Source organism: Pseudoalteromonas arctica A 37-1-2, from assembly GCF_000238395.3.
Taxonomy (GTDB): Bacteria; Pseudomonadota; Gammaproteobacteria; order Enterobacterales; family Alteromonadaceae; genus Pseudoalteromonas; species Pseudoalteromonas arctica.
This window is the reverse complement of the sequence record NZ_CP011025.1, coordinates 2,521,617-2,545,583: the sequence shown is the minus strand read 5'-3', so window position 1 is coordinate 2,545,583 and position 23,967 is coordinate 2,521,617. Positions and strand designations below refer to the sequence as shown.

Here is a 23,967-nt window from a genome sequence, read left to right as displayed (position 1 = left end):
TCGCTTCAAACCTATCTGACACCACGGTAATGATTGCAAGTGGTAATTGGTATACCTGTTGGTAATATTTAAATCTAAAATTGGTTGATCATCGTGCTGGGTTTAAGTATATTAATGTCAAAGGTCACATAAAATATACATCAGCATAACAAGCTAACACACTAAAATCACACAACAACAACCAGCGGAGAATTCAAATGTCGTTGAAGTCACGAGATAACAATAATTCTACAACAGGGCAGTTTGCAATGCGCCCAGTTGCAAAATGGGTAAGAACAGCGGTCATCGCAGGTATGGCAAGTTCTTGCGTATTTACAGCAAGCGCACAGGAAGATCAGGGAAAAGCGACAGAAGTTGAAGAAGACGTTGAAATAATTAGTGTTACAGGTACACGTAGAACGATACAAGACCAAATAGCAATTAAACGTGAAGCAACAACGGTAGTTGATGGCCTGTCATCTGAAGATATTGGTGATTTACCAGCACTGTCTATCGGTGAAGCACTGGAATCAATTACAGGTGCTGCATCTCACCGTGAAAACGGTGGTGCAACAGAAATCACTATTCGTGGTCTTGGTCCATTTTTAAGTGCAACGCATATCAATGGTCGTGAAGCGACTAATGGTAGTGGTGACCGCTCAGTTAACTTTTCGCAGTTTCCGTCTGAACTTGTAAAAAAAGTAGCAATTTATAAAACGCAAGATGCATCAATGATTGAAGGTGGTGTTGCAGGTGTTATTGCACTTGAAACAATAACTCCACTTGATTTTGGCAAACAACGTGTATCAGCTGAAGTTAAACTAAATTACAACCCAGATGAAGGTAATGTAGATAACTCACTTCAAAGTGACGCGGGTTACCGTGGCACGTTTAGTTATGTTGACCAGTTTGAATTTGATAATGGCCAAGCCGTTGGTGTGTCTTTTGGTTTACAGCGCCAAGATATTAGTCAACCAGAAGCTGAATACAGAAGCTCTAGCCCATCTGGTTCTTCATTATGGGCGTGTCTAAACGATCCAAATAATACCAATGAAGGTTTTTATCGTAGTAAAGCAGGCGACTGTGAAGATCAAGTAAGTGGCGAAAAATTAAAAAACCAAGGCTACCAAACCAAAATTGATTCACAAACGGGTAAAGCCGAAAGCGATGGTACTCCGTATGCTTGGACTGGCAGTAGCCGTAGTTACCGCCAAAACGAAACATCAGATGAGCGTGATGCAATGTTTTTTGCACTGCAGTACCAGCCGTCAGCTGATTGGGATGTTAACTTTGATGCACAAATATCAGATAGAACACAAAAAGAAGCACGCCACGATTTAATCTTTTTACAAAAACGAGCAACACCTGGTGTAACCGGACCAACACTTGTCACTAACGATGTAGGCGGTATTTTACATTGGGAAGGTGAAGAGCGCATTGAATCAGCGGGTGAGCAATTTTCTCGTGAAGAAAACTACCAAGGTTATGGCATAAATATAGAACATACAGTTACAGATAGATTAACTGTTGATTTAGATTTAGCGTACTCAAAAACAGAACGCGAAGAACTTCAAATATCTAACCGTGGTAGAACCTCAAGCCAAACTTTCTTTTCTTGGGATATGGGCGATGAGATCCCTCATTTCACACTGACAGACTTTGACGTAACAGATATTTCAAACTTTACAGATAGCCTAAGAACACGACTTGATCGTGAAAATGTTCGTGAAAACGAAGTTATCTCAGCGCGACTAGATTTTGACTATGCGCTAGATGGCAATGTTTTTACCAGTGTTCAAGGTGGTATTAGAACATCTGAAATGACCTTCCTACAGTATGGTGGTGGCCAAGGTAACGGTTCAAGAAACGAATTTACACTAGACTCTGGTACTGAAGCGCTTGACGTATTACAAGGTTGTCAAATCGATTTCCCTGAATCAGGCTTTTTATCGAGTGTATCTGATGGCGATATCGTAACAAATGTTGATAGCGACGGTAACGTTGTAGCTAGCGGCACAGGTTCATCATGGGCTACATACGACAACGTATGTTTCTCACAAGCTGTAGCTGGTTCTAACGTTGATGGTGTGTTTGCTTACCCAGAAGTTGAATATGAAAATACGGGTACAATTGATGTAACAGAAAAAACAACATCAGTGTACTTAATGGCTAACTACGATACTGAAATGTTTGGCAAATTCATTCGCGGTAACTTTGGTCTTCGTATTGTAGACACAGAAGTAACTTCGATTGGTTTTAGAAATAGCTTTGACGTAGTAACAAGCGACACAGGTGTACTTTCTCTGCGTGAGTCTGATAACGGTTCACTGGATAAAATAAAAAGCGGTGGTGACTACACTAAGTACTTACCAAGCTTTAACCTAGTTATTGATTACAGCGAAGATATTTTATTCCGTGCAGGTATATACCGTGGTATGTCGCGTGCAGATCCATCTGATTTAGGATACAGCCGTACGTTCGAAGAAGATAAAGATGGTACAGCAACTTCAATCAGCGATTTATTAGTCGGTGTAAATGGTTCTGGTAACCCAGACACTCAACCGCTTATGTCGTGGAACTATGATGCTGCGTTTGAATGGTACCCTAACGAAGATTCAATCTTAGCGTTAAGCTTATACTACAAACAGTTCAACGGTGGTTTTCAACAACAAACAGTAATTGAAGATTTTACTGTTGGTGGTGAAACAGTTTCATTACCAATTACTAACTCTGTTACGTCAGATGAAGACAGTGAAATACTAGGTCTTGAAGCTTCATTTTCTTACCGCTGGGATAACGGCATCGGTATGAAATTTGGTTACAACTATGCAGACACTGATTTTGAGTTCCAAGATAGCTTATACGGCGATACGTTTGAGACTGACGTAGATGGTAATACTACACAATTAACTGATGGTATTATTGAGTCGGCCTCCGTGCCTGGTTTCTCTAAGCATGTATTTAGCAGCCAGCTCTACTACCAAATTGGTGGATTTGATACTGCTGTTATTTACAAATATCGTAGTGAGTATTTCCAACCATATACTACAAATGGTACTCGACTTCGTTATGTTGATGGCGTAGGTGTGTGGGAAATGCGCGCATCATACAAAATCGATGAGCACTTCAGAGTTAAAGCAGAAGCAATTAATTTGTTCAGCGCACCTAAATCACAAGATTTCTTTGTTGAAGGTAACCTTGGTGAGGTGAATGACTACGGCCCACGCTTATTCTTAGGTTTAAGCTACAAGCTGTGACTGTTGTTTTAGCTTAATACACACTAAAAAGGAGCGCATGCGCTCCTTTTTAGTGTGTATTAAGTAGTGAATTATACCAATTGCATTAAATAAGTGAGCTATTTGGAATCTATTTTATGCGATAGGGTGATTATGTTTTTTAATAAAATTGGTATTAACTACTTCTGACATCTACTTTAAGTTTTAGCTTTTGGCCAGGTTGTAAGTATTTTTGACCGGCTAAATTATTCCACTTAATAATTTCGTTAACGCTGAGATTAAACTTAGACGCAATACGTGCCAGTGAATCACCACGGCGTACTTTGTATGTAATAGTACGGTTGGTGCTTGCCGTTGCTTGTGGTTTATTAGCTGACTTATACACAGTTAGTTTTTGATTTAGGCGCAATACAGAGTTTTTCTTTAGCTTATTCCATTTAGCCAGCTCATCCATAGTTACGTCATATTCGCGGCTAATGTCCCATAACGTGTCGCCACTTTTAACTGTGTGCGAAAGCTTTGTGCGAGTTGCTTTATTAGCAGCTAAACGCATCTGCTTTGGTAAATGCTCGCTATTTATAGCGCCATCAGTAAGCGGGACTAATAACTCTTGGCCTACTTTAATCGTATTTGATTTGAGTTTATTAAGCGATCGGATTGCACTTGAGCTTGTTGTAAACTTTTTGGCAATTACCGATAAGCTGTCGCCTCGAGCCACAATATAACGCTGCCAGCGTAATCTATTTTTAACATCAGTGTTTGCTAGTTTTTGGCTAAATTCCTCTGCTTTATCAACAGGCAATAATAAAGAGTGAGGGCCATTAGGATCAGTTGCCCAGCGGTTAAAACCAGGGTTTAATCTGTATAGCTCAGTAAGCGTCATATCAGCCATATCAGCAGCAAGCGCTAAATCTATTTGCGAGCCAACATCAACCACTTCAACCACTTGTGCATTAATTACTGGTTGCCATGTAACATTAAAATCATCTGAGCGTTTTAATAAATCGGCAAGTGCTAATAACTTTGGTACGTAGGCTGTTGTTTCGCTAGGTAAATCAAGAGACCAAAAATCGGTAGGTAAATGCTTTTTACGATTCTTTTTAATCGCGCGCATTAAACGCCCTTCACCTGAGTTGTAAGCAGCAATCGCATTTAGCCAATCGCCTTCAAGTGTTTTATGTAAATACGATAAGTAGTCAAGTGCTGCGCGAGTCGATTGCACTATGTCGCGACGACCGTCATACCACCAGTTTTGTTTTAAATCGAATCGCTCACCGGTTGCAGGCATAAACTGCCAAATGCCCGATGCGCTGCGATTAGAATAACCAAACGGGTCAAATGCACTTTCTACAATAGGCAATAGTGCAATTTCGATTGGCATTTCGCGCTTTTCTACTTCTTCAACTATAAAGTGTAAGTAAGGTTCTGCACGTTTAGAAATACGATCTAAATAAGCTTGGTGGCGAGCGTAATAATTACGTTCAGTAACAACAGGGCGGTTTTGCGGTATTTCGATAGAAAGTTGGTAGCGAATTCGCTCCCACACATCATCAAACACGGGAGCTTCTTGCTCATCAGGGTCAACTTGCTGATATTGTGCGTTTACCATCAATGCATTGTTAATGTCGTTAGGACTTGCGCCTTCGAGTTGTTGGTTTGCTTGCGTGGCGACTTGAGAGTCTGAGTCTAGAGTTGTCACAGTTTGACAACCACTTAGCGCTAACGCCAAGGCTACTAATAGGGGAGATTTATTCATAAATACCAATACATCGGGTAAAAAACTCGGCGAATACTACCTGTTATGAGTTAACATTGCCACTTAATGACTTTTTAAAACGCAGAAATAGAATCATCACTATATCTTAAGTTAATGATTCTAATAAAATAAATATTAAAGTATTAGTTTGTGCATTAAAAATTGTCTTTGAACTGTCTCAGACTAGCAAAGTTTCCCCAAGGTTCATTGTTTTTTGTAACCGAGATGAATTTGTCTGGCACTAACTCAGTAATGGTTGGTAAATCGCTACGCATAAATGGATTTATTTTTAGCTCCTGTCCAATAGAAGTGGGTAGGGAGATTTGGTTATTACTGCGTAATTCATCTACTTTTTTACTGTACGCGAGTAGTTCTGGGTTACGTGGTTCAACCGCTTTGGCAAAGGCAAGATTAGCTTGCGTGTATTCGTGGGTGCAATACACACTACAGCTTGCAGGCAGCTCTCTTAGTTTATTAAACGATTCCCACATTTGCTTTGGCGTGCCTTCAAATAAGCGCCCACATCCACCGCTAAACAATGTATCGCCTGTAAAAGCAAGTTCATCATTTGTATAGCAAATATGATCAAGCGTGTGCCCAGGAGTTGCTAAAATATTAAAGTTAACATTAAGCACACTGATGCTTTGACCATCAGTGAGTGCGTGAGTGACGCCTTTAAATGGACTATTTGCAGGGCCATAAACCGATATATCTGGATAGGCGTCAACTAATGCAGCTACGCCATCAGTGTGGTCGTAGTGATGATGCGTAATTAAAATACCACCAAGCGTTAGTTTGTGCTCAGCTAGATACGTTAATACGGGATGTGCTTGGCCTGGATCGACTACCCATGCTTGGTTACTGTTATCGGTAGTTAAACACCAAATGTAATTATCAGAAAAGGCTTTAATTGCTTTGACTTGCACCATGGTAAATTGCTCTATAAAGTGACACTTATCGCATAGTATAACGAGCTCAAAAAATGAAACCAGCCCTTAGTTTTCAAGAAGGACCCAAACCACTGTCGTGGCAACAGTTTCCTCATGGGGATTATTTGCGCAAAGATATTGAACGCAAAATGGAGCAATGGCTGCCGCGTATGTTTGGCTATCATATGCTTAAGCTAGGTAATTTAAGTGGCGAATTAAATACAAGTATAAGTACGATTAAACACCAGGTGTGTGTTGCAGAGCCTGGGCCTTACACTGGGGTAGTTGCTGACATAGATGAACTGCCATTTTACGAGCACAGTATTGATGCATGCATACTAAGTCACTGCTTAGAGTATCATTCAGACCCACATCACATTTTACGAGAAGCACATCGCACACTTATTCCGGGCGGCTATATAGTAATTACGGGATTTAACCCGTTTAGTTTGTGCGGACTTGCACAAATGCTGCCTTTTAGTGGTCAGAAATTACCATGGACGGGGCGCTTTTTTACCCCTGCGAGGGTTAAAGATTGGCTAAACTTACTTGGTTTTGAAATTGTAAGTGACGAACGTTTTATTTATTCATCACTGGCAAGAGGTAATAGGCTATCAAGATTTGAGTTTTGGCGGACTTTTGCAAAACAGTATTTAAAACCGATGGGCAGTGTTTATATGCTGGTGGCACGAAAAAGAGTTGCGCCACTTACGCCAATAAAACCTAAGTGGCATGCAAGGCCGCAGTTTGCGCCAGTAAAAGGGGCAGGCCTTAGACAAACGTCAAAGCAACACTTTAAATCGTGCGAGCAAGAAAAATAATACCAATTGCATTAAATAAGTGATCTATTATAGCGCTAAGAAAATAGCACATTAACAAGGCGAAAATTGTGACATATAGTTGTTCTATATCAATAATTTTTAACGCAGTTAGTGAGTTATATAATGCGATAGAATGAACATGTTTTTAATAAAATTGGTATAACAGCAACTAGCTTAGAATAAATTAAGGCTGGTAGCCTACATCTTCTAGTAAATCTTTACTGCCAGCGGCATCGCGCGCTAAATCGTCAACTATTTCGTTGTACTTATGGCCGCTATGCCCTTTAACCCATTTCCAGGTTACATTGTGCTCGCTACAGGCTTTATCTAGGCGTTTCCATAAATCGACGTTTTTAACCGGCTTTTTAGCTGATGTTAACCAGCCACGTTTTTTCCAGTTAGTGATCCACGATTCAATACCTTGCTTAACATATTGGCTATCGGTTGTTAGATTTACTTCGCATTCTCGAGTGAGTGATTCTAGGGCTACAATAGCCGCGAGCATTTCCATTCGGTTATTCGTTGTGAGTTTATAACCTTGGCTCATTTCTTTTTCGTGGCCGTTATAAATCATAAAAATACCATAACCGCCGGGGCCTGGATTACCTAAACATGAGCCATCGGTGTAAATCTCTACGGTTTTTTGCACTGTTTTACCTTGATCTTATGTACAATAAAGTGATTATAGAAAGATACCAGAATCAGGCTAAATTCGATATGGCACGTAGACAAATAGTTTTAGATACAGAAACCACCGGCATCGACCCTAAACAAGGGCACCGTATTATAGAAATTGGGTGTGTGGAGTTAGTAAATCGCCGTTTAACAGGCAATAATTTTCACGTTTATATAAACCCACAACGCCCAAGCGAAGAAGAAGCAATCGACGTACACGGTATCACTAACGAATTTTTACGTGATAAACCGTTGTTTCATCAAATTGCCCAAGAGTTTTTCGACTATATTGAAGGGGCAGAGTTAGTTATTCATAACGCCCCGTTCGATGTTGGTCATATGGATAACGAATTTGCGCTGCTTAATCAGGGCTACCCTAAAACAGATACTTTTTGTCAAGTTCTCGACACGCTTAAAATGGCGCGTGACTTGCATCCAGGTCAAAAGAACAACCTTGATGCATTATGTCGTCGTTACGATGTAGATAACGGTAAACGAACGCTTCACGGCGCGCTACTGGATTCTGAGATTTTAGCCGATGTGTACCTTGCCATGACGGGTGGTCAAACAAAGCTAAATTTGAATCAAAATAAAGATGACGGCAGCGAGCAACAGAAGGGCGGTATAAAGCGTTTAAATAGTGATAGAGCCCCATTAGTTGTATTACGAGCAAGCGACGCTGAGCAAAGCGCACACGAAGCACGATTAGATCTTGTAAACAAAGAAGGCGGCCAATGTATATGGCGCGCTGAATAAGGCGATTTAATGAAAACGATGTATTTTGTAACAGCGTTATGTGCAGCTAGTTTATTTACTGGCAATGCATATGGCGTAAAACAAGTAGAAGTGCTCAAGCGCGATGGGCATCAAAATGAGATCCCTTTACTTGATAATCGTTTTCGCATAGATAGCAAAATAGATGAAATAACACTGCTTTTTTTTAGAAAATCAGGTGCACCTGCTGTTATTTTAGTGAGGCCCGATGGCAGTAAGTACTTTGCTACTGACTCAGTTAAAAACCCTAACTTAGATTGGTTTGACGAACTCAGCTACGATTTAGTAACCATAAAAAAACCTATGGCAGGTCCTTGGCAAGTAATAGGCAGTATTTTACCCGACAGCAGAATAGTTGTATTAGGCGAGATATCTCTTGAAGCAGAGCCTCTTCCTTCAATGTTGTTTAGGGGGGAGACAATAAAAATCACCGGAAAAATACTAAATGACGGTGAGCCAATTAACACAAACCTATTTAGAGATGTTGTTAGCCTTAATGTTGACTTTGTAAGTACCAACAATGAAAACTTTGCTAACTTTGGCGCAGGCATTCAAGAAGTAGCGGAATTTAAAGACGATGGACGTGGATTTGATGAGCGTTCTAAAGATGGTGTGTTTACCGGCGAGTTTACTTTAGATTTTCCTGCGGGTGAATGGACACCAGAGCTTTACGTGGCAACACCTCTGCTGCAGCGTCGCATTGTGCAAAATACAATAGAAGTGCACGAGCCACCTTTTGTAACCGAAGTCGCGTTAGCAGAGCAAGACACAGACGAGCATCTGTTAACTATAAATATAGACCCAAGTATTGTTAAGCCAGAAACAGTCATCATCCAGGGAAAAATCTACTATCCCAATAACGAAGAGCAAATGTTTACCATAGATGCTGCTGCTAAAGACTCACGACAACTTAGTGTTAAAAATTATGATTGGGGTAGATATAGTGTTGAACTGTCTGTTTTTGGCACTAATATTAATGGTCGTGAATTTATGGCAACGCTACCAACGTATAAATTTGAGATAGAACGACCCATAGAAGCGGTGCCCGAAATTGATCCGGCAACGATTATTACGCCAGATAAAATGATTGAGAGTGAGCCTGTTGAAGAAAAAATGGCCACATCTACAATTATTAGTTTAATTGTAGGCTGCAATACGCTCATTTTATTACTCGGTTGGTTGTTAATTCGTATATTTGTTCAGAAAAAACCGATTAAATTTAAAGTGAAGCTGCCTTTTTTAAAGAAAAAGAAAACAAGTGAAGGTGATGTTGCCGACACAGAAAAAAATCAAGTCGGTAAAAACGGCTCAAAAAATGACAGATCAGGTGAAATTTTAAACCTTTCGATGACAGATGACTAAAAAACCTATAAAAAAACAAAAAAGCCCTTGACGAAATAGGGGTTGGTTCGTATTATTCACGCCGCTGTCAGGGAGACCTAAACAGCAACGGAAATATGGAGTGGTAGTTCAGTTGGTTAGAATACCGGCCTGTCACGCCGGGGGTCGCGGGTTCGAGTCCCGTCCACTCCGCCATTTTCGTAAAACTTGTAAGTAAAAGCTGGAGTGGTAGTTCAGTTGGTTAGAATACCGGCCTGTCACGCCGGGGGTCGCGGGTTCGAGTCCCGTCCACTCCGCCAACACTTACACAACGTATGGTTGTAAAACATATTCTTATTATGGAGTGGTAGTTCAGTTGGTTAGAATACCGGCCTGTCACGCCGGGGGTCGCGGGTTCGAGTCCCGTCCACTCCGCCAATAAGAAAAAATAACAGTTTAAATATGCGCTGGAGTGGTAGTTCAGTTGGTTAGAATACCGGCCTGTCACGCCGGGGGTCGCGGGTTCGAGTCCCGTCCACTCCGCCAACTATTTAAACAATGTTATATTACAAAATTTGTATGCTGGAGTGGTAGTTCAGTTGGTTAGAATACCGGCCTGTCACGCCGGGGGTCGCGGGTTCGAGTCCCGTCCACTCCGCCAACAAATTAAGTAATAACAAGTATAATGATATCTCTGCGGAGTGGTAGTTCAGTTGGTTAGAATACCGGCCTGTCACGCCGGGGGTCGCGGGTTCGAGTCCCGTCCACTCCGCCATTTGATATCATGATTAAAATTAGTAAGTGCATTACCCCATGCACATACCACTGCGGAGTGGTAGTTCAGTTGGTTAGAATACCGGCCTGTCACGCCGGGGGTCGCGGGTTCGAGTCCCGTCCACTCCGCCACTTGTTATTTCCTCAATAACAAGTTTATAAAATCCTTGATTAAATAATTTAGTAAAACATTCTTTGGCTATCAGCTATCAGCTATCAGCTATCAAACACATTCCTTGCACGAACCTGATAATATTCCTTATTATCCGTATCAATACCTATATCAATCTGCCGATGCTCTGGTTAAGTGCTTGTGCATTGCGCTGTATCCCTTCTTTCGTAACTTTGAAACTTTTACCGCAGTTAACTTAACGCCAGGTTTAACCCCAATTCGCTTAATTAAGTAATCTATTTTGATGTAAGAAAAGCATGTCGATAATAAGGAATAATTCGTTATTTAGTTGTTTTCGGCAAATGATCCTGCATTGCTCTATCTCCTGCATCCATGCAGTCGTATATCAGAGACATTTAACACTGCTAGGCAGGCTCTAAGTATTATTGCTAATTGGTATAGTCATTAACTTTATAGTGTTGTACTTGTAGAGCTCTTGAGAGGGTTTAAGTTTTTACAGGAGTATAGAGATGAATTAAGGGTATTTAATCAATACAGAGCTTTTAGGGTTGGTTAGATGTCAGAGCTGCCTGTTATACCAAGCTGTATAATTATTTAAACAATCTAACGAATTAAACTACTCCATCACGTTGTTAAAACTTTTTATTGTGCACAAAAAAGCCAGCACGTTATATGCTGGCTTTTGGTCTGTAAATGCTTAGCTTAGTTAAGCAGCATCAGCTTCTTTTTTAACGCTATTACGCGCGGCTTTGCCTGCAAGTAAGTCAGCAGGGTCGAAGTCATCAACGTTAATAACATCTAAACGCGATTGCTCAACAGCAGCTAGTTTATCAGCCTCTGCTTGGCTTAATATGCCTGCTTCAAGCCCCATTTGCGCTACTTTATCAAGCTGGAAGAATGGTAGTTTAAGACCTTTTTCTTTGCATACACGGTCAAATAATGGCTCAACAGCAAGTACGTCTTTAAGCGTTTGCTCTTGACGACCTACAAGGTTAAGCGGCTCATTTGTTAAGTATACATAGCTTGCTAAACGGTTACGCGTTTCGCTAGGTACTTGTAGTAGTTGCGCAAGTTTATGCTCAAGTTGGTCAGTTGGTTTACGAACCGGGCGACCAAACGGGAATAACAATACTTTTAACACGGCACGTAGTGGAGCCGAAGGCATGTTATTAATTAAATCAGCAAGTGCACGTTGGCAATGGTAAAGGTGATCTTGGCAACTCCATTTTACTAGAGCAAAATCTTCTTTTTTACGGCCTTCATCGTTGTAACGCTTAAGCGTTGCAGACACTAAGTATAAGTAACTAAGTAAGTCACCTAAACGTGCTGAAATACGTTCTTTACGTTTTAGTGAACCACCAAATACTGCCATGCTAATGTCTGACATAAGAGCAAGTGATGCACTAAAGCGTGACGCTATACGGTAAAACTCAGCGGTTTCGTCGTTGTACGGCACACTTGTAAAACGAGCGCCGGTAAGAGCAAGCCACTTAGTACGTACAAGGTTCGACATAGTAAAACCAATGTGACCCATTAGCGCTTTATCAAATACGTTAAGCGCTTCTTCACGGTCTTCAATTTCGCACGCACCTAGCTCGGTAAGTACAAATGGATGACAGCGAATAGCACCTTGACCATAAATAATCATATTACGGGTCAAGATGTTTGCACCTTCAACGGTAATGGCAATAGGTGCACCTTGATAGCCACGACCTAAATAGTTATTTGGCCCAAGCATGATGCCCTTACCGCCAAGCACATCCATTGCATGAATAGTTGCATCACGCATTTGCTCTGTCAGGTGGTATTTAATAATGGCAGAAACAACAGATGGCTTTTCGCCTAAATCAACAGCACCCGTAGACATACTAACCGCAGCATCAGAGCTGTAAGCGTAACCAGCTAATTTAGCTAGTGACTCTTCAACACCTTCCATTTTACCTATAGGTAAACGGAACTGACGACGAATGCGGCTATAAGCACCTGTCGCAATAGCAATCATTTTAATGCCACCGGCAGAGTTTGACGGCAATGTAATTGCACGACCAACCGATAAACATTCAACCAACATGCGCCAGCCTTGACCAGCCATATCTGGACCACCAATAATATAATCAAGTGGTACGAAAATGTCTTTACCGCGAGTAGGGCCATTTTGAAATGGTACGTTTAGTGGGAAGTGTCTACGACCAATTTCTACTCCAGGAGTATCCGTTGGAATAAGTGCACATGTAATGCCTGGCTCTTTATTGTCGCCAATTAGGCCGTCTGGATCTTGTAATTTAAACGCAAGTCCAAGCACGGTAGCCACTGGGGCAAGTGTAATGTAACGCTTATTCCACGTTAAACTAACACCCACAACCTCTTCACCATTCCATTGCCCTTTACATACCACACCGTAGTCTGGAATTGAACTTGCATCAGAACCCGCTTCTGGCGAAGTTAATGCAAAACATGGAATTTCTTGACCGCTCGCTAGGCGCGGTAAGTAATGATCTTTTTGCTCTTTTGTACCATAGTGTTGTAATAATTCACCTGGGCCTAAAGAGTTCGGTACACCAACAATTGACGAAAGTAATGTTGATTTACTTGTTAGTTTTTGAAGTACACATGATTGTGCAAATGCAGAAAACTCTAAACCGCCGTATTCTTTTTTGATGATCATGGCAAAGAATTTATTATCTTTTAGATATTGCCATACATCTTGAGGAAGGTCGGTTAGTTCGTGCGTTGCTTCCCAATCGTCCAACATGCTACATACTACTTCAACAGGGCCATCAACAAAGGCTTGCTCTTCAATAGTAAGTTTAGGAACTGGGTATTGGTGAAGTTTTTTCCAATCTGGGTTACCGCAAAATAAGTCAGCTTCCCACCACGTCGTACCGGCATCAATAGCTGATTTTTCAGTATCAGACATGCTTGGCGTTACTTTTTTAAACGTAGCAAAAATAGGCTTGATGATATATTGCTGACGAAGGCCAGTAACAGAAAGAGGAACCGCGATGATCAAAAAGATCAACCAGCTAATTAAACCAAAAGCACCTGCAAAGGTACCAATTAATAAAGTTATAGCCGAAACACCAAGTGCTGTGTTCCAACTTGCTCTGTGGTAAACCGCAGTGCAAAGCAACGCGATTAGAACCAGTGTAAATATGAGTGTCATTTTTATTCCTTAATAGAGGTCAGACCACCTCACTTAGAGTAGCGCTAGTAACAGTAATTTTCAAGTACATAACGATGTTAAATTGTAGTAGAAAGTAACTTAAATACGATATTTAATTACCCGACAGAGGAACGCACAATAACTATCGTATAGTCAAAGCATTAACCGTAAGTAGTGTTAACGTAAAAATAAATAAATCTAATAGCAAAATGACACTTTTTAAGTAAGTATAGCCGTTATAGCGGGCTGCAAATTAGTGTACGCTTAATACACAAATATAACGCTATTTATTTTAATGTATGGTTTTTAAGGGTTATTTTATTAATGTGTGAATTACTTGGCATGTCAGCCAATGTGCCTACCGATATTTGTTTTAGTTTTTCAGGCCTTTTAGAGCGTGGCGGAAACACGGGACCACATAAAGATGGTTGGGGTATTACATTTTACGAAGGTAAAGGCTGTAGAACCTTTAAAGATCCGCAGCCGAGTTATCAATCTGAAATTGCAAAGCTCGTTAAAGCATACCCCATTAAAAGTGTCTCGGTTATTAGCCATATTCGTCAAGGTAACCGCGGGAGAGTATGCCTTGAAAATACTCATCCTTTTACGCGAGAGTTATGGGGGCGCGAGCTTACTTACGCTCATAACGGGCAGCTATCTAATTATCATGATTTAAAACCGCAGTACTATCGCCCAGTAGGTAACACCGATAGCGAACTCGCTTTTTGTTGGTTACTTGATAAAATTCGTGAAAAATACCCAAAGCGTCCAAGTAATATGGCGTCGGTTTTTAGATACGCCGCTAAGCTTTCGCATACCCTTCGTGAAAAAGGGGTGTTTAATATGTTATTGACCGATGGGGTGTTTGTTTTAGCGTATTGCACTAATAACTTACATTACATAACGCGCCGTGCGCCATTTGGTAAAGCAACGTTGATTGACGCCGACATGGTGGTTGATTTTCAACAAGAGACCACACCAAACGATGTAGTAACAGTTATAGCTACAAGGCCTTTGACGAATGATGAGCGTTGGCAAAAAATGGAGCCTGGGGAATTTGCATTGTTTAAAATGGGTGAGCTAATTTAGCCCACCTATTTTAAATACTAACTTTGGTTTAATTAAATTTAGTTAGCTTCTTGAGGTTGTTGTGCTGTTGCAGGCGCAACAGCTGTAGGTGCAGTAACAGTAAATGAATTCATTTGAACTTCAAACTGCTCCATACCTTTTTCGCCTTTCCACATACGTACCAGCATGTAATCCATTTCTGGCGCAAACCATGCAATTGCTTGGCGTTTATCATTATCGTATAAACGTTTTACTTTAATGGCTTCTACATTACCGATAGGTAGGGAGATCATCTCTTTTTCAACAACTTCAAAGTTGTAGTCGCGGCGGTTACCTTTTTTGTCTATAAGCGGGAATGAAAAGCTCGTTTCGCCTTTTTTCAATCCTTCGCGCACTTGCACTTGGTATGAAATAGCATCCTGAAATTCATCAGTCCATTCGCATTTAAGTGGGTATTCGCTAGCGCTGCTAGTCACTACTTTGTTTGTTGTATCAAAATCAATTTTATAATCTTTATCTGGGCCTGTACCGGTGCGGATCATATTGTAATGATGCGGGGTAACCTTGCCATCTTTAAAGGTAAACTTTGATGTTTCTTCACGAGAATCAGAGAAAATCATCCACTCAATATTGCTGTGGTATGTTAGTTCATAAGTATCGTCGCCCATTTTTTTGAGCTCACGAACAGCCTCACCATGATTTTTACCTTTGCGTAAAATATCGTAGTTAGCTTGATATTGGGTCAATTCGCCTGCAATTAGGCTAGTTGGAAGTAAAGCGCCCGCACATAACAACAGGGCACTTATTTTTTTATTGTGAGTAGTGCGCGCCGTGTGCAGGAAGTTGTTTTTTGTCAAGAACTGCATAATCTGCTTCCATAGTAAGTCTGTGTTCACTGAACCACTTGACCACCAAAGGATAAATTATATGCTCTTGCTCATGCACGCGTTTTGCTAATGTTTCTGCTGTATCATCCTTGAGTACAGGTATTTGCGCCTGAAGAATAACGGGACCGCCGTCTAATTCTTCAGTAACAAAGTGAACACTTACGCCATGAACATCGTCTTTTGCATCAATTGCTCTTTGGTGGGTATTCAGCCCCTGATACTTAGGCAACAAAGATGGATGAATGTTCAACATTTTTCCAACATATTTTTGCACTAAGCCAGGAGTAAGAATACGCATAAACCCAGCTAATACAACTAGATTTGGCATAAAAGAGTCGATAACGTTCATTAATTGCGCATCGTACGCTTCGCGCGAGTCAAAATCTTTATGACTGAGCACTTTTGTAGCAATACCTGCTTTTTTTGCACGCTCTAGGCCATAAGCGTCTGCTTTATTACTAATAACAGCCGCTATATGTCCGTTTATCTCGCCACGTTCGCAGGCATCTATGATGGCTTGTAAATTAGAGCCACTACCTGAGATTAAAACTACCAGACGAGTCGGTGCCATTACTTAGCACCACCTACAATTTCAACTTGCTCTTCGCCAGCTGCTGCATCTTGAATTTCACCAAGGTGCCATGCATTTTCGCCCAAGTCTTTTAGCATTGTTAAGCTTTGCTCAAGTTTGTCTGCAGGGACGACTAAAACCATACCTACACCACAGTTAAATGTACGGTACATTTCGTGTGTAGTAATATTGCCGTTTTCTTGTAGCCAGTTAAAAATAGGTGGCCACTGCCAGCTATCACCTTTAACTACTGCTTTTGCTGAAGCGGGTAATACGCGTGGAATGTTTTCCCAAAAACCGCCGCCAGTAATATGCGAAAGCGCATGTACGTCAACGTTTTTGAATAACTCAAGTAAAGGTTTTACGTAAATACGAGTAGGCTCAAGTAAAGTTTCGCCTAAAGTTTTACCTTCAAAGTCAGCGCTGGTATCAGCGTTTGACACTTCAAGTACTTTACGAATTAAAGAGAAGCCATTTGAATGAGGGCCACTTGAAGCAAGTGCAATAAGCTGATCGCCTGCTGCTACTTTTGTACCATCAATAATTTTTGATTTTTCTACAACGCCGGTACAAAAGCCTGCCATGTCGTAGTCTTCACCATCATACATACCTGGCATTTCAGCTGTTTCGCCACCAATTAGGGCACAACCTGAAATTTCACAACCTTTGCCAATACCTGTAACTACGTCAGCTGCTGTGTCTACATCTAGTTTACCAGTTGCATAGTAATCTAGAAAAAACAGGGGTTCAGCACCTTGAACAATTAAGTCGTTTACACACATTGCAACTAAATCAATACCAACAGTATCGTGTTTTTTTAAGTCGATTGCTAAACGTAGTTTAGTACCAACGCCATCTGTACCTGCAACTAATACTGGTTGCTTGTAGCCTTCAGGAATTTCGCAAAGTGCGCCAAAACCACCAATTCCGCCCATTACTTCAGGACGACGAGTTTTTTTAACTACGCCTTTAATACGCTCAACAAGTGCATTACCAGCGTCGATATCTACGCCCGCGTCTTTATAGCTTAGAGACTGTTTTTGTTCGCTCACAGGTTTTCCTCAAAATAGTTGTTTTGGGTTGCTTAGAAACGCGCGTATTTTACAACAATTGCAAGGTCGCGGCTAGCTCAAATGTAATTTTGAAATAATTAACAAGGACACTTGTCCGCTGTCTGTTGTTTAAATAAACAAAAAAACGCCCGTAGGCGTTTTTTTAGTATTAAAGGCGTTAAATTAACAGCTATGCTTTTGCGGTTAATATGGCTCGAAGTGGAGCGGGGTAGCTTTCAATTGTTTTACTTGTATCGTTTGGATCTAAAAAGTCGATTAACGATTCGTTTTCCATCCAATCGGTTTTGCGTTGCTCTTCAAGCGTGGTAATAGCGCAATCTTTTATTTGCACATCTTTAAAGCCAACGCGTTCCATCCACAGTTTTAATGCTGCAGTACTTGGAATAAACCAAACGTTGCGCATTTTAGCGTAGCGGTCGGTAGGGACTAATACTGTGTTTTCATCACCTTCAATTACTAGCGTTTCAAGTACAAGTTCGCCGCCGGGGCGAAGCTGCGCCTTTAACTGCGCTAAAAAGTCGATAGGTGAGCGACGATGATAAAGTACGCCCATCGAAAAAACCGTATCAAACGCTTTAAGCTCAGGTAATGCTTCAACGCCTAGTGGCAGTAAATGCACGTTTTCGTCTGGGTTGTAGTGTTTAATTGCCTGGAACTGACATAAAAATAAATCAGACGGATCAATACCCACTACAAACTCTGCGCCTTCACCGCGCATACGCCATAAATGATAACCTGAGCCACAACCAATATCTAAAACGGTGCGGCCTTTTAATGGCTCAATATGAGGCAGGAGTCTGTCCCACTTCCAATCACTGCGCCACTCTGTGTCTATTTCAATACCGTGCACACTAAATGGGCCTTTGCGCCATGGCATCATGCGTTTTAATAAATGCATGGCTTGCTTTTGCTCGCCATCACTCATCTCCCCTGGTGCGCCAATTTCTACCTTAGTAGAAATATCAACGTGTGTTGTAGCCACCTCTGGCAAATTTTTAAGTACTTTTTGCCATTTAGGTAAATCACCGTGGCTAGCCTCGTTTTGCCAATGTTTTAATTGAGCAGGCAAGGTTTCTAGCCAATGACTAAGTGGGCTTTGTGCGATAGATGCGTAAAATTGGTTAAACCATTGAGACATGGATGACTCTCTTTATTTAATTGCTACCATTGAGCAAAAATTAAAACATTGATACCACACTTGAGTTTGGCTAAAACCAATATCTTGTAAGCGAGTAAAGTGAGCGCTTAGTGTATCTGGGCGCATAACGTTTTCGATGGCGGTACGCTTTTGGCTTATTTCAAGCTCAGAGTAACCATTGTGTCGTTTAAAGTCGTGGTGCAAATCAATCAATAAATTGTCGCATTGCTCGTTTTCAGCTTTAATTTTTTCGCTTAACAGTAATACGCCGCCAGGTTTTAAATTAGCGTATATTTTTTCCAGGACAGCTTGGCGCTGCGCATGTGGAATAAACTGCAAAGTAAAGTTCATTGCTACTACTGAGGCGTTTTGAATCTCAAGCTCGTTAATATCGCCCAAAGTAACAGTAACAGGCACATCTGATTTAAAACCATGTAAATGTACCTTACAACGCTCAACCATAGCTTGAGAATTATCTACCGCTATTATATGGCAGTTATCGGTGCGAATATTTCGTCGCATGCTAAGCGTTACTGCACCCAGTGAGCAGCCTAAATCATAAAGATTTGAGTTACTTTGTGCATACTCACCCGCAAGTTTACCCATTGTACTTACAATAGTTGCGTAGCCAGGCACAGAGCGCTGGATCATATCTGGAAAAACTTCGACTACATTTTGGTCAAAGCTAAAATCTTTTACTTGTTGCTCAGAGGCATAAATACTGTCTTTTATGGTCACGAAGGCAGTCTCTTTGTAAATAATGGCGCTATTTTAACATTTTATACTGGATAGTCAGTGATAAATTCAGTAGCTTGACTAGAATTATGAATAATAAGTATAAAAGAGAAGATTAAATGAGCAAAAGTAAGGTCATCAGCACAGACGATATATTAGCAACCCTTTGTCATTCAGTGACAGGCGTACTCACATCAGCCAGCGGTAATGGTATTAGCTACTCAGCCATGGTGCAAAAAATAACACGTACATGTATGCGACCAGATATTGGCTGCTTTGTTTTATTTGACGGCGGTTTTACAGGGCTTGTAATTACCAACTTTACTTCGCAAGCGGCGATGGAAATTTATGGCGATTACATGCGCAACATGGGGATGCCAGAAGATGAAATAGCGCATAGCCATTTATCAGACGACGTATCAAACGTACTAGGCGAGTTGATGAATCAAATTGTTGGCGACTTTACGTCTAAAGTGCGCGAGCAGCTACATACTTCAATTACGCAAAACCAGCCAAAAATGATGGCAATAAACAAGCAAGTGCAAATATCGGTAGATACCACCATGGATCGCCCGCAAGCCCGCCGCGTAACATTCACTACAAGTAAACAAAATATCTTTTACTTGGAATTAGCGATGGATAAAACAGAGTTTATTAAATTACACGACTTTGATATTGCAGAAGCACTAGACCCAGACGACATAATTGAAAACGAAGCACGTAAAAAAGCGGACAAAGAAAAAGCATCTACAGCAGTAGAGCAAGACGATGCCGATGACGACTTTATGGCAGGCTTAGGGCTTTAATTATATGTAGATACCATCTCTTCTAACCAGCCTCAAGCTTTCTTTAAATAGCTTGGGGCTGATATTCAGTTTGATTCTTCACAACACCAAAACAGATATGTGTCAGCTTTCTCATTGCAGCACCAATTGCCTGCATTTTTGTTTTACCTTGCTCCACTAATCGCTTATTTTGGGCTTTTATATCTGGATTATGTTGTACAGCTACTACAGCAGCCATATACAATTTAGCCCTTATATACCCAGGCCCTTCTTTGCTTAAAGTTGTTTTTCCAGCCCGTTTGCCTGACTCATTAAGCTTAGGTATTAAGCCTAAGTAACAAGCTAATTGCTTGGCATTTTTAAACTGTTTACATGCCATCAAGGACACCATCATACGTGATATTACCTCTCCAACACCTTTGATACTTTGAAGCAATTGGCGGTTCTTTTTTAATTGTGGGTGTCTATCAATATGCTCATCAATGTCATTTTTTAGCTTGCCTATCTCAGTTTTTAGTACAGCTATCATATCTTCAATTGACTGAGTAACTCGAGTAGATGCACCTGAGAAACCAACAGCTTCATAACGATTTTCTTCGCGACGTAAGTCTTGCTCAAGTGCTTCAAGTCTACGCGTCATTACTTTTAACTCTCTCGCTTCAACAGGCTCAGGCTGCCAACTTAAAAGTGAGTGCTGTTGGTCATGACCATAACGAGCAAGCATTGTGGCGTCTGACTTGTCTGTCTTATGGACAAGCCCTAATGAACTTGCGTACTGTTTTGCTTTACCAGGATTTACATGTAATAAAATAAATCCTTGCTCATATAGGAAATACATCAGCGGCTCGCTATAAACACCTGTGGGCTCTGTTGTAATAACAATATCTTGTGCTTCTAAATTTGTATTCTTTATCAACCAGGCAACTAACTCTTGATAGCCCTGCGGGTTATTTTTAAAAATCTTCGTTTTCTTTTTACTTTTGACTACATCGCGTAGCCAGGAAATATCTAACTTGTCTTTACCCACATCAATGCCAATAAAAGCTTTCATCTCTATCTACTCCCCTTGTACATGCAGCGTCACCCTTAGTTGGGGCGCTAGGATACCATTCAGTTTAATGGAGGTTAGGAAGTCAGGGCTCAATCTACGTCACAGCATTTTCACACTCTGGTTGGGTACGAGCTCACTGTCTTCCCGATGTGACAAGTGCTAGCTAAACACTCATCAAGAAGAGATACAAGGTTGGGTAGAGCGAAGCGAAACCCAACGACTGCTCAGCTATTAATCTTTAGCTGTTAGTGATCAGGTTAGTGATTAAAATAAAAGCGCGATTTATATCGCGCTTTTTCGTCATGTTAGCTTTATTTGAATAAGTAAACCTACTCTTTAAACTTATAACCCACACTATAAACCGCTGCTATTGGGTTTAGTCCTGCTTGAACGTCGTTAATCTTTTTTCGTATATTTTTAATGTGTGTATCTATGTTGCGATCGAATATGTCGGTTGTGTCGCTATATACGTTATTAATAATATCTTCGCGGGTAAAAACACGCCCTACGTGACTTATAAATAGTAAAAATATTTTAAACTCGACGGCGGTAAAGCCAATACTTTTGCCGTTTAGGCGGGCTTCGTAATTGTCTTTGTGTAATTGAAAATTATTATAAATGATGATGTTGGTTTTAGGCTGGCTGGTCCTTCTTAGTACAGCTTTTATGCGCGCTATAACTTCTTTAGGGCTGAAAGGTTTGCATATGTAGTCATCGGCGCCGAGCTCTAAACCCAGTAAGCGGTCTATTTCTTCACTTTTTGCGGTAAGCATAATAATAGGCACGTTTGAAAAGGCTCTAATTTGCTTACATAGTTCTATGCCATCAACATCTGGCAGCATTAAATCAAGAAGTATTAAATCTACAGCGTTTTGTTTTACAAAACTAACTACACCTTTGCCGCTATTAAAGTGCTCAGTTTCGTAATTTTGTTGCTTAGCATAGGCAATAAGTACCTCGGCAATGTTTTCTTCGTCTTCAACGATAAGTATTTTTTGTGATGTCATTATTTTAACCTAAAAGTGTCAGCGTTATTTTTACCTCTAGCCCACCGAGTGGTGAGTTTTGCAGCGATATTTGACCGCCATGCGCCTCTACGATTTGTTTGCAAAGTGCAAGTCCTAAGCCCGAGCCGCCGTGCTCTCGGCTGCGAGACTTTTCAACGCGATAAAAACGCTCAAACAATTGTTGTAAGTCGTTTGGTAAAACACTTGGGGCTGAGTCTTGTAAAATAAGCTCAATGTTATTGGGTGTTTTGTTGGCAAGTATTATTACTTGCCCGCCTTTATGCGTGTATCTGCAGGTATTTTCTAACAGGTTTGAAAATAATTGTACAAGGCGTTCTTTATCGCCATTTATTATACATTTACCGGCTTTGGCTAAGCTTTTGCTATCTACATTTAATTCACGCTCTTTAAAGCGAGCGGTGTAGTTTTCAATTGATTGCTCAAAAATAGTGATTAAATCAATGCGTGCATTGTTATAGGTTAAATTAACGCTATCTGTTTGTGCTAGTTGGGCTAGGTCGTCAACAATGTGACTTAAGTTATCTACTTGGTTTATGAGTAAATTAATGCGCTTTGTATCGGCTGTAAATACGCCATCTTGTACGGCTAGTAAATGCGAGCGTAGTACGGTAAGTGGGGTTCTTAATTCGTGGGATGTGTCTGACACCCATTGAAATCGCATTTGTTGGTTTTGCTCAAGCGTGTGGGCTAAGGCGTTAAAATTGTTGGATAGGGTACCTAGCTCATCTTTACTAGAGGAGGATATTCTGCTGGCAAAATTTCCTTTTGTTAACTCATCGGCGCCAGTCACTATTTGCTTTATCGGTTTTATTAAATGGCGAGATAACACAATAGCCATAATAAATGCGAGCGCAATAACGAGTAATGTGATCATAAAATAGTTATGAAATTGCGCTGCTAAAAATGCTTTTGCTGGGCTACTTTGCACAAGTTTTGAAGGGACTAAACCTATCCAGCCTATAACGTTATTGTTTAATAAAATAGGCTCTATACGTGGGTTGTCGTTTAAATTAGCTCTACCAACAACAACTTTTTTATTTTGATCATATAAACTTATACGTTGCCCTGTTTTAAGGGAACCCGCAGGTAAGTGTACCCACAATAAAGAGGGCGTTGCTTTACTGTTATTTGGTTTGGGTGGGGTGCTTGTGTGTTTATTCGTTTCTGGCTCGCCTGGCTTTTTTTGTGGCTCAACAATAGATCGCCATAATTGTGTGTTTTGCGTAATGGGTTGCCAACTGCCTAATTCGCTATAAAGCTCAATAAGTTGCCGCTTAACCATTGCTACATGCTTTGTTTCTTCTTGTTCAACAAAGTCGTTAAACCCTGACGAAAAGGTCATGTATATAAACACAAACATAAGCCCAACAAGGGCGATATTAGTGATAAAAAAAGCTAAAAAGAATTTATGTATTAATTTCACTGATTGGCAAATAGTAAAAATCATGACGTTAACGTACCAAGCAGTATTGCATATTGATTATGTGCCTACAATTAGCGTATTTAGGGAGTTGCTTACTAAAGTCCTTTTTAAGTAAGCTTTTTAGGTATGTTGATATTTGGACTAGAACTTTATTTTTGCGGTATCGCCAGCACCCAGTAACTTATATTGTGGTTTTACAAAGCTTGCGTGTACTGCACTTAAACTTTTAGGGAACGATATAGCAAGCTCATCTACTGTTGTAAATGTGTGCTTCGCTTGAAAAACAATTTCTAGGTCGTGCGCTTCGTTGTTGCTGGTGGTAAAAGCGACGCGTTCAAACACGATAACTTGCTGATTTACACGTAAGCTCGTTTTTTGTTTAAGTGCATTTTTTACAAACTCTTCTTGTTGCTCTGCACTTAAGTTTGTAGGCATAAGCTTATCAATATCGCCCATAAGCCATGCTTGCTCGCTTTGCAGCGCTGAAATTAAATGCTCAGCATTAGTTAATACTTTAACCTCAACTTGCCCGTCTCTTAAAATTACTTGGGCTGTTGTGTTTTTTAATACATGGGCGCTCACTTGAGCGCTCATACTTGTTAAAATACACGCTAGCATTAGCCATTTTAATTTTTTTAAAAAATACAT

The 23,967-nt window shown here is 40.6% G+C and carries 19 protein-coding genes and 7 tRNA genes; 13 read left to right on the top strand and 13 right to left on the bottom strand.

The genetic code is table 11. The features are described 5' to 3' along the window. Nucleotides 1-197 precede the first annotated feature (197 nt). The gene (locus PARC_RS11420) at nucleotides 198-3,236 is read left to right on the top strand and encodes a TonB-dependent receptor (protein WP_010555335.1); all 3,039 of its coding nucleotides are present in this window, start codon (nucleotides 198-200) and stop codon (nucleotides 3,234-3,236) included. Nucleotides 3,237-3,390: 154 nt separating this feature from the next. On the opposite strand, the gene PARC_RS11415 is transcribed toward PARC_RS11420, so the two are convergent. Then, the gene (locus tag PARC_RS11415; protein WP_007586008.1) at nucleotides 3,391-4,971 is read right to left on the bottom strand and encodes a LysM peptidoglycan-binding domain-containing protein; all 1,581 of its coding nucleotides are present in this window, start codon (nucleotides 4,969-4,971) and stop codon (nucleotides 3,391-3,393) included. Nucleotides 4,972-5,126: 155 nt separating this feature from the next. After that, a complete protein-coding gene (gene gloB / locus PARC_RS11410; protein ID WP_010555336.1) occupies nucleotides 5,127-5,900 on the bottom strand; it encodes a hydroxyacylglutathione hydrolase in 774 nt (257 codons plus the stop codon). A gap of 53 nt (nucleotides 5,901-5,953) precedes the next feature. Between gloB and PARC_RS11405 the strand changes: the two genes are divergently transcribed. Continuing rightward, nucleotides 5,954-6,721, top strand: a complete 768-nt coding sequence (locus PARC_RS11405) for a class I SAM-dependent methyltransferase (RefSeq protein WP_010555337.1) — start codon at nucleotides 5,954-5,956, stop codon at nucleotides 6,719-6,721. A 184-nt stretch (nucleotides 6,722-6,905) separates the two neighbouring features. On the opposite strand, the gene rnhA is transcribed toward PARC_RS11405, so the two are convergent. Beyond that, complete coding sequence (gene rnhA, locus PARC_RS11400) at nucleotides 6,906-7,370, bottom strand: ribonuclease HI (protein WP_007378210.1); 465 nt, start codon at nucleotides 7,368-7,370, stop codon at nucleotides 6,906-6,908. A 68-nt stretch (nucleotides 7,371-7,438) separates the two neighbouring features. Here rnhA and dnaQ point away from each other — a divergent pair, with 68 nt between their 5' ends. The 9 genes from dnaQ to PARC_RS11355 all read left to right on the top strand — a co-directional run bounded on the left by dnaQ (nucleotide 7,439) and on the right by PARC_RS11355 (nucleotide 10,396). Next, on the top strand, nucleotides 7,439-8,152 hold the full coding sequence (dnaQ, locus tag PARC_RS11395) for a DNA polymerase III subunit epsilon (protein WP_007586004.1): 714 nt from the start codon (nucleotides 7,439-7,441) through the stop codon (nucleotides 8,150-8,152). A 9-nt stretch (nucleotides 8,153-8,161) separates the two neighbouring features. Then, a complete protein-coding gene (locus tag PARC_RS11390) occupies nucleotides 8,162-9,532 on the top strand; it encodes a TIGR03503 family protein (RefSeq protein WP_010555338.1) in 1,371 nt (456 codons plus the stop codon). A 97-nt stretch (nucleotides 9,533-9,629) separates the two neighbouring features. Next, nucleotides 9,630-9,706 (top strand) — tRNA-Asp (locus PARC_RS11385). A gap of 27 nt (nucleotides 9,707-9,733) precedes the next feature. After that, a tRNA-Asp gene (locus tag PARC_RS11380) sits at nucleotides 9,734-9,810 on the top strand. Nucleotides 9,811-9,851: 41 nt separating this feature from the next. Further along, nucleotides 9,852-9,928, top strand: a tRNA-Asp gene (locus PARC_RS11375). A gap of 31 nt (nucleotides 9,929-9,959) precedes the next feature. Then, a tRNA-Asp gene (locus tag PARC_RS11370) sits at nucleotides 9,960-10,036 on the top strand. A gap of 38 nt (nucleotides 10,037-10,074) precedes the next feature. After that, a tRNA-Asp gene (locus PARC_RS11365) sits at nucleotides 10,075-10,151 on the top strand. A gap of 37 nt (nucleotides 10,152-10,188) precedes the next feature. After that, nucleotides 10,189-10,265 (top strand) — tRNA-Asp (locus PARC_RS11360). A gap of 54 nt (nucleotides 10,266-10,319) precedes the next feature. Then, nucleotides 10,320-10,396: transfer RNA gene (locus tag PARC_RS11355), tRNA-Asp, on the top strand. Between the two features lie 707 nt (nucleotides 10,397-11,103). On the opposite strand, the gene fadE is transcribed toward PARC_RS11355, so the two are convergent. After that, nucleotides 11,104-13,560 carry an acyl-CoA dehydrogenase FadE gene (gene fadE, locus PARC_RS11350; protein WP_007586946.1) on the bottom strand — a complete coding sequence of 819 codons (2,457 nt, stop codon included), beginning with the start codon at nucleotides 13,558-13,560 and terminating at the stop codon, nucleotides 11,104-11,106. A gap of 324 nt (nucleotides 13,561-13,884) precedes the next feature. On the opposite strand from fadE, the gene PARC_RS11345 reads away from it, so the two are divergent. Further along, nucleotides 13,885-14,649, top strand: a complete 765-nt coding sequence (locus PARC_RS11345) for a class II glutamine amidotransferase (RefSeq protein ID WP_010555339.1) — start codon at nucleotides 13,885-13,887, stop codon at nucleotides 14,647-14,649. A 38-nt stretch (nucleotides 14,650-14,687) separates the two neighbouring features. On the opposite strand, the gene PARC_RS11340 is transcribed toward PARC_RS11345, so the two are convergent. The 5 genes from PARC_RS11340 to cmoA all read right to left on the bottom strand — a co-directional run bounded on the left by PARC_RS11340 (nucleotide 14,688) and on the right by cmoA (nucleotide 19,035). Next, on the bottom strand, nucleotides 14,688-15,422 hold the full coding sequence (locus PARC_RS11340) for a DUF3108 domain-containing protein (protein ID WP_007586948.1): 735 nt from the start codon (nucleotides 15,420-15,422) through the stop codon (nucleotides 14,688-14,690). Between the two features lie 16 nt (nucleotides 15,423-15,438). Further along, the gene (gene purN, locus PARC_RS11335) at nucleotides 15,439-16,086 is read right to left on the bottom strand and encodes a phosphoribosylglycinamide formyltransferase (RefSeq protein ID WP_007586949.1); all 648 of its coding nucleotides are present in this window, start codon (nucleotides 16,084-16,086) and stop codon (nucleotides 15,439-15,441) included. Then, entirely contained in the window at nucleotides 16,086-17,138 is a 1,053-nt protein-coding gene (gene purM, locus PARC_RS11330) for a phosphoribosylformylglycinamidine cyclo-ligase (RefSeq protein WP_010555340.1), read from the bottom strand. The genes purN and purM overlap by 1 nt, the downstream gene beginning before the upstream one ends. A 190-nt stretch (nucleotides 17,139-17,328) precedes the next feature. After that, nucleotides 17,329-18,297 (bottom strand): tRNA 5-methoxyuridine(34)/uridine 5-oxyacetic acid(34) synthase CmoB, encoded by a 969-nt coding sequence (cmoB, locus tag PARC_RS11325; protein WP_010555341.1) that lies wholly within the window; start codon nucleotides 18,295-18,297, stop codon nucleotides 17,329-17,331. A 12-nt stretch (nucleotides 18,298-18,309) separates the two neighbouring features. Continuing rightward, on the bottom strand, nucleotides 18,310-19,035 hold the full coding sequence (gene cmoA / locus PARC_RS11320) for a carboxy-S-adenosyl-L-methionine synthase CmoA (protein WP_010555342.1): 726 nt from the start codon (nucleotides 19,033-19,035) through the stop codon (nucleotides 18,310-18,312). Between the two features lie 116 nt (nucleotides 19,036-19,151). Here cmoA and PARC_RS11315 point away from each other — a divergent pair, with 116 nt between their 5' ends. Next, nucleotides 19,152-19,838 (top strand): DUF3334 family protein, encoded by a 687-nt coding sequence (locus tag PARC_RS11315; protein ID WP_007586957.1) that lies wholly within the window; start codon nucleotides 19,152-19,154, stop codon nucleotides 19,836-19,838. A gap of 43 nt (nucleotides 19,839-19,881) precedes the next feature. On the opposite strand, the gene PARC_RS11310 is transcribed toward PARC_RS11315, so the two are convergent. The 4 genes from PARC_RS11310 to PARC_RS11295 all read right to left on the bottom strand — a co-directional run bounded on the left by PARC_RS11310 (nucleotide 19,882) and on the right by PARC_RS11295 (nucleotide 23,967). Continuing rightward, nucleotides 19,882-20,868: an IS110 family RNA-guided transposase gene (locus PARC_RS11310; protein WP_010555535.1), complete on the bottom strand. Its 987-nt coding sequence runs from the start codon at nucleotides 20,866-20,868 to the stop codon at nucleotides 19,882-19,884. A gap of 329 nt (nucleotides 20,869-21,197) precedes the next feature. Then, a complete protein-coding gene (locus tag PARC_RS11305; protein ID WP_010555327.1) occupies nucleotides 21,198-21,875 on the bottom strand; it encodes a response regulator in 678 nt (225 codons plus the stop codon). 4 nt (nucleotides 21,876-21,879) lie between these two features. Further along, the gene (locus PARC_RS11300; protein ID WP_010555326.1) at nucleotides 21,880-23,343 is read right to left on the bottom strand and encodes an ATP-binding protein; all 1,464 of its coding nucleotides are present in this window, start codon (nucleotides 23,341-23,343) and stop codon (nucleotides 21,880-21,882) included. Nucleotides 23,344-23,460: 117 nt separating this feature from the next. Further along, nucleotides 23,461-23,967: a hypothetical protein gene (locus PARC_RS11295; protein WP_010555325.1), complete on the bottom strand. Its 507-nt coding sequence runs from the start codon at nucleotides 23,965-23,967 to the stop codon at nucleotides 23,461-23,463.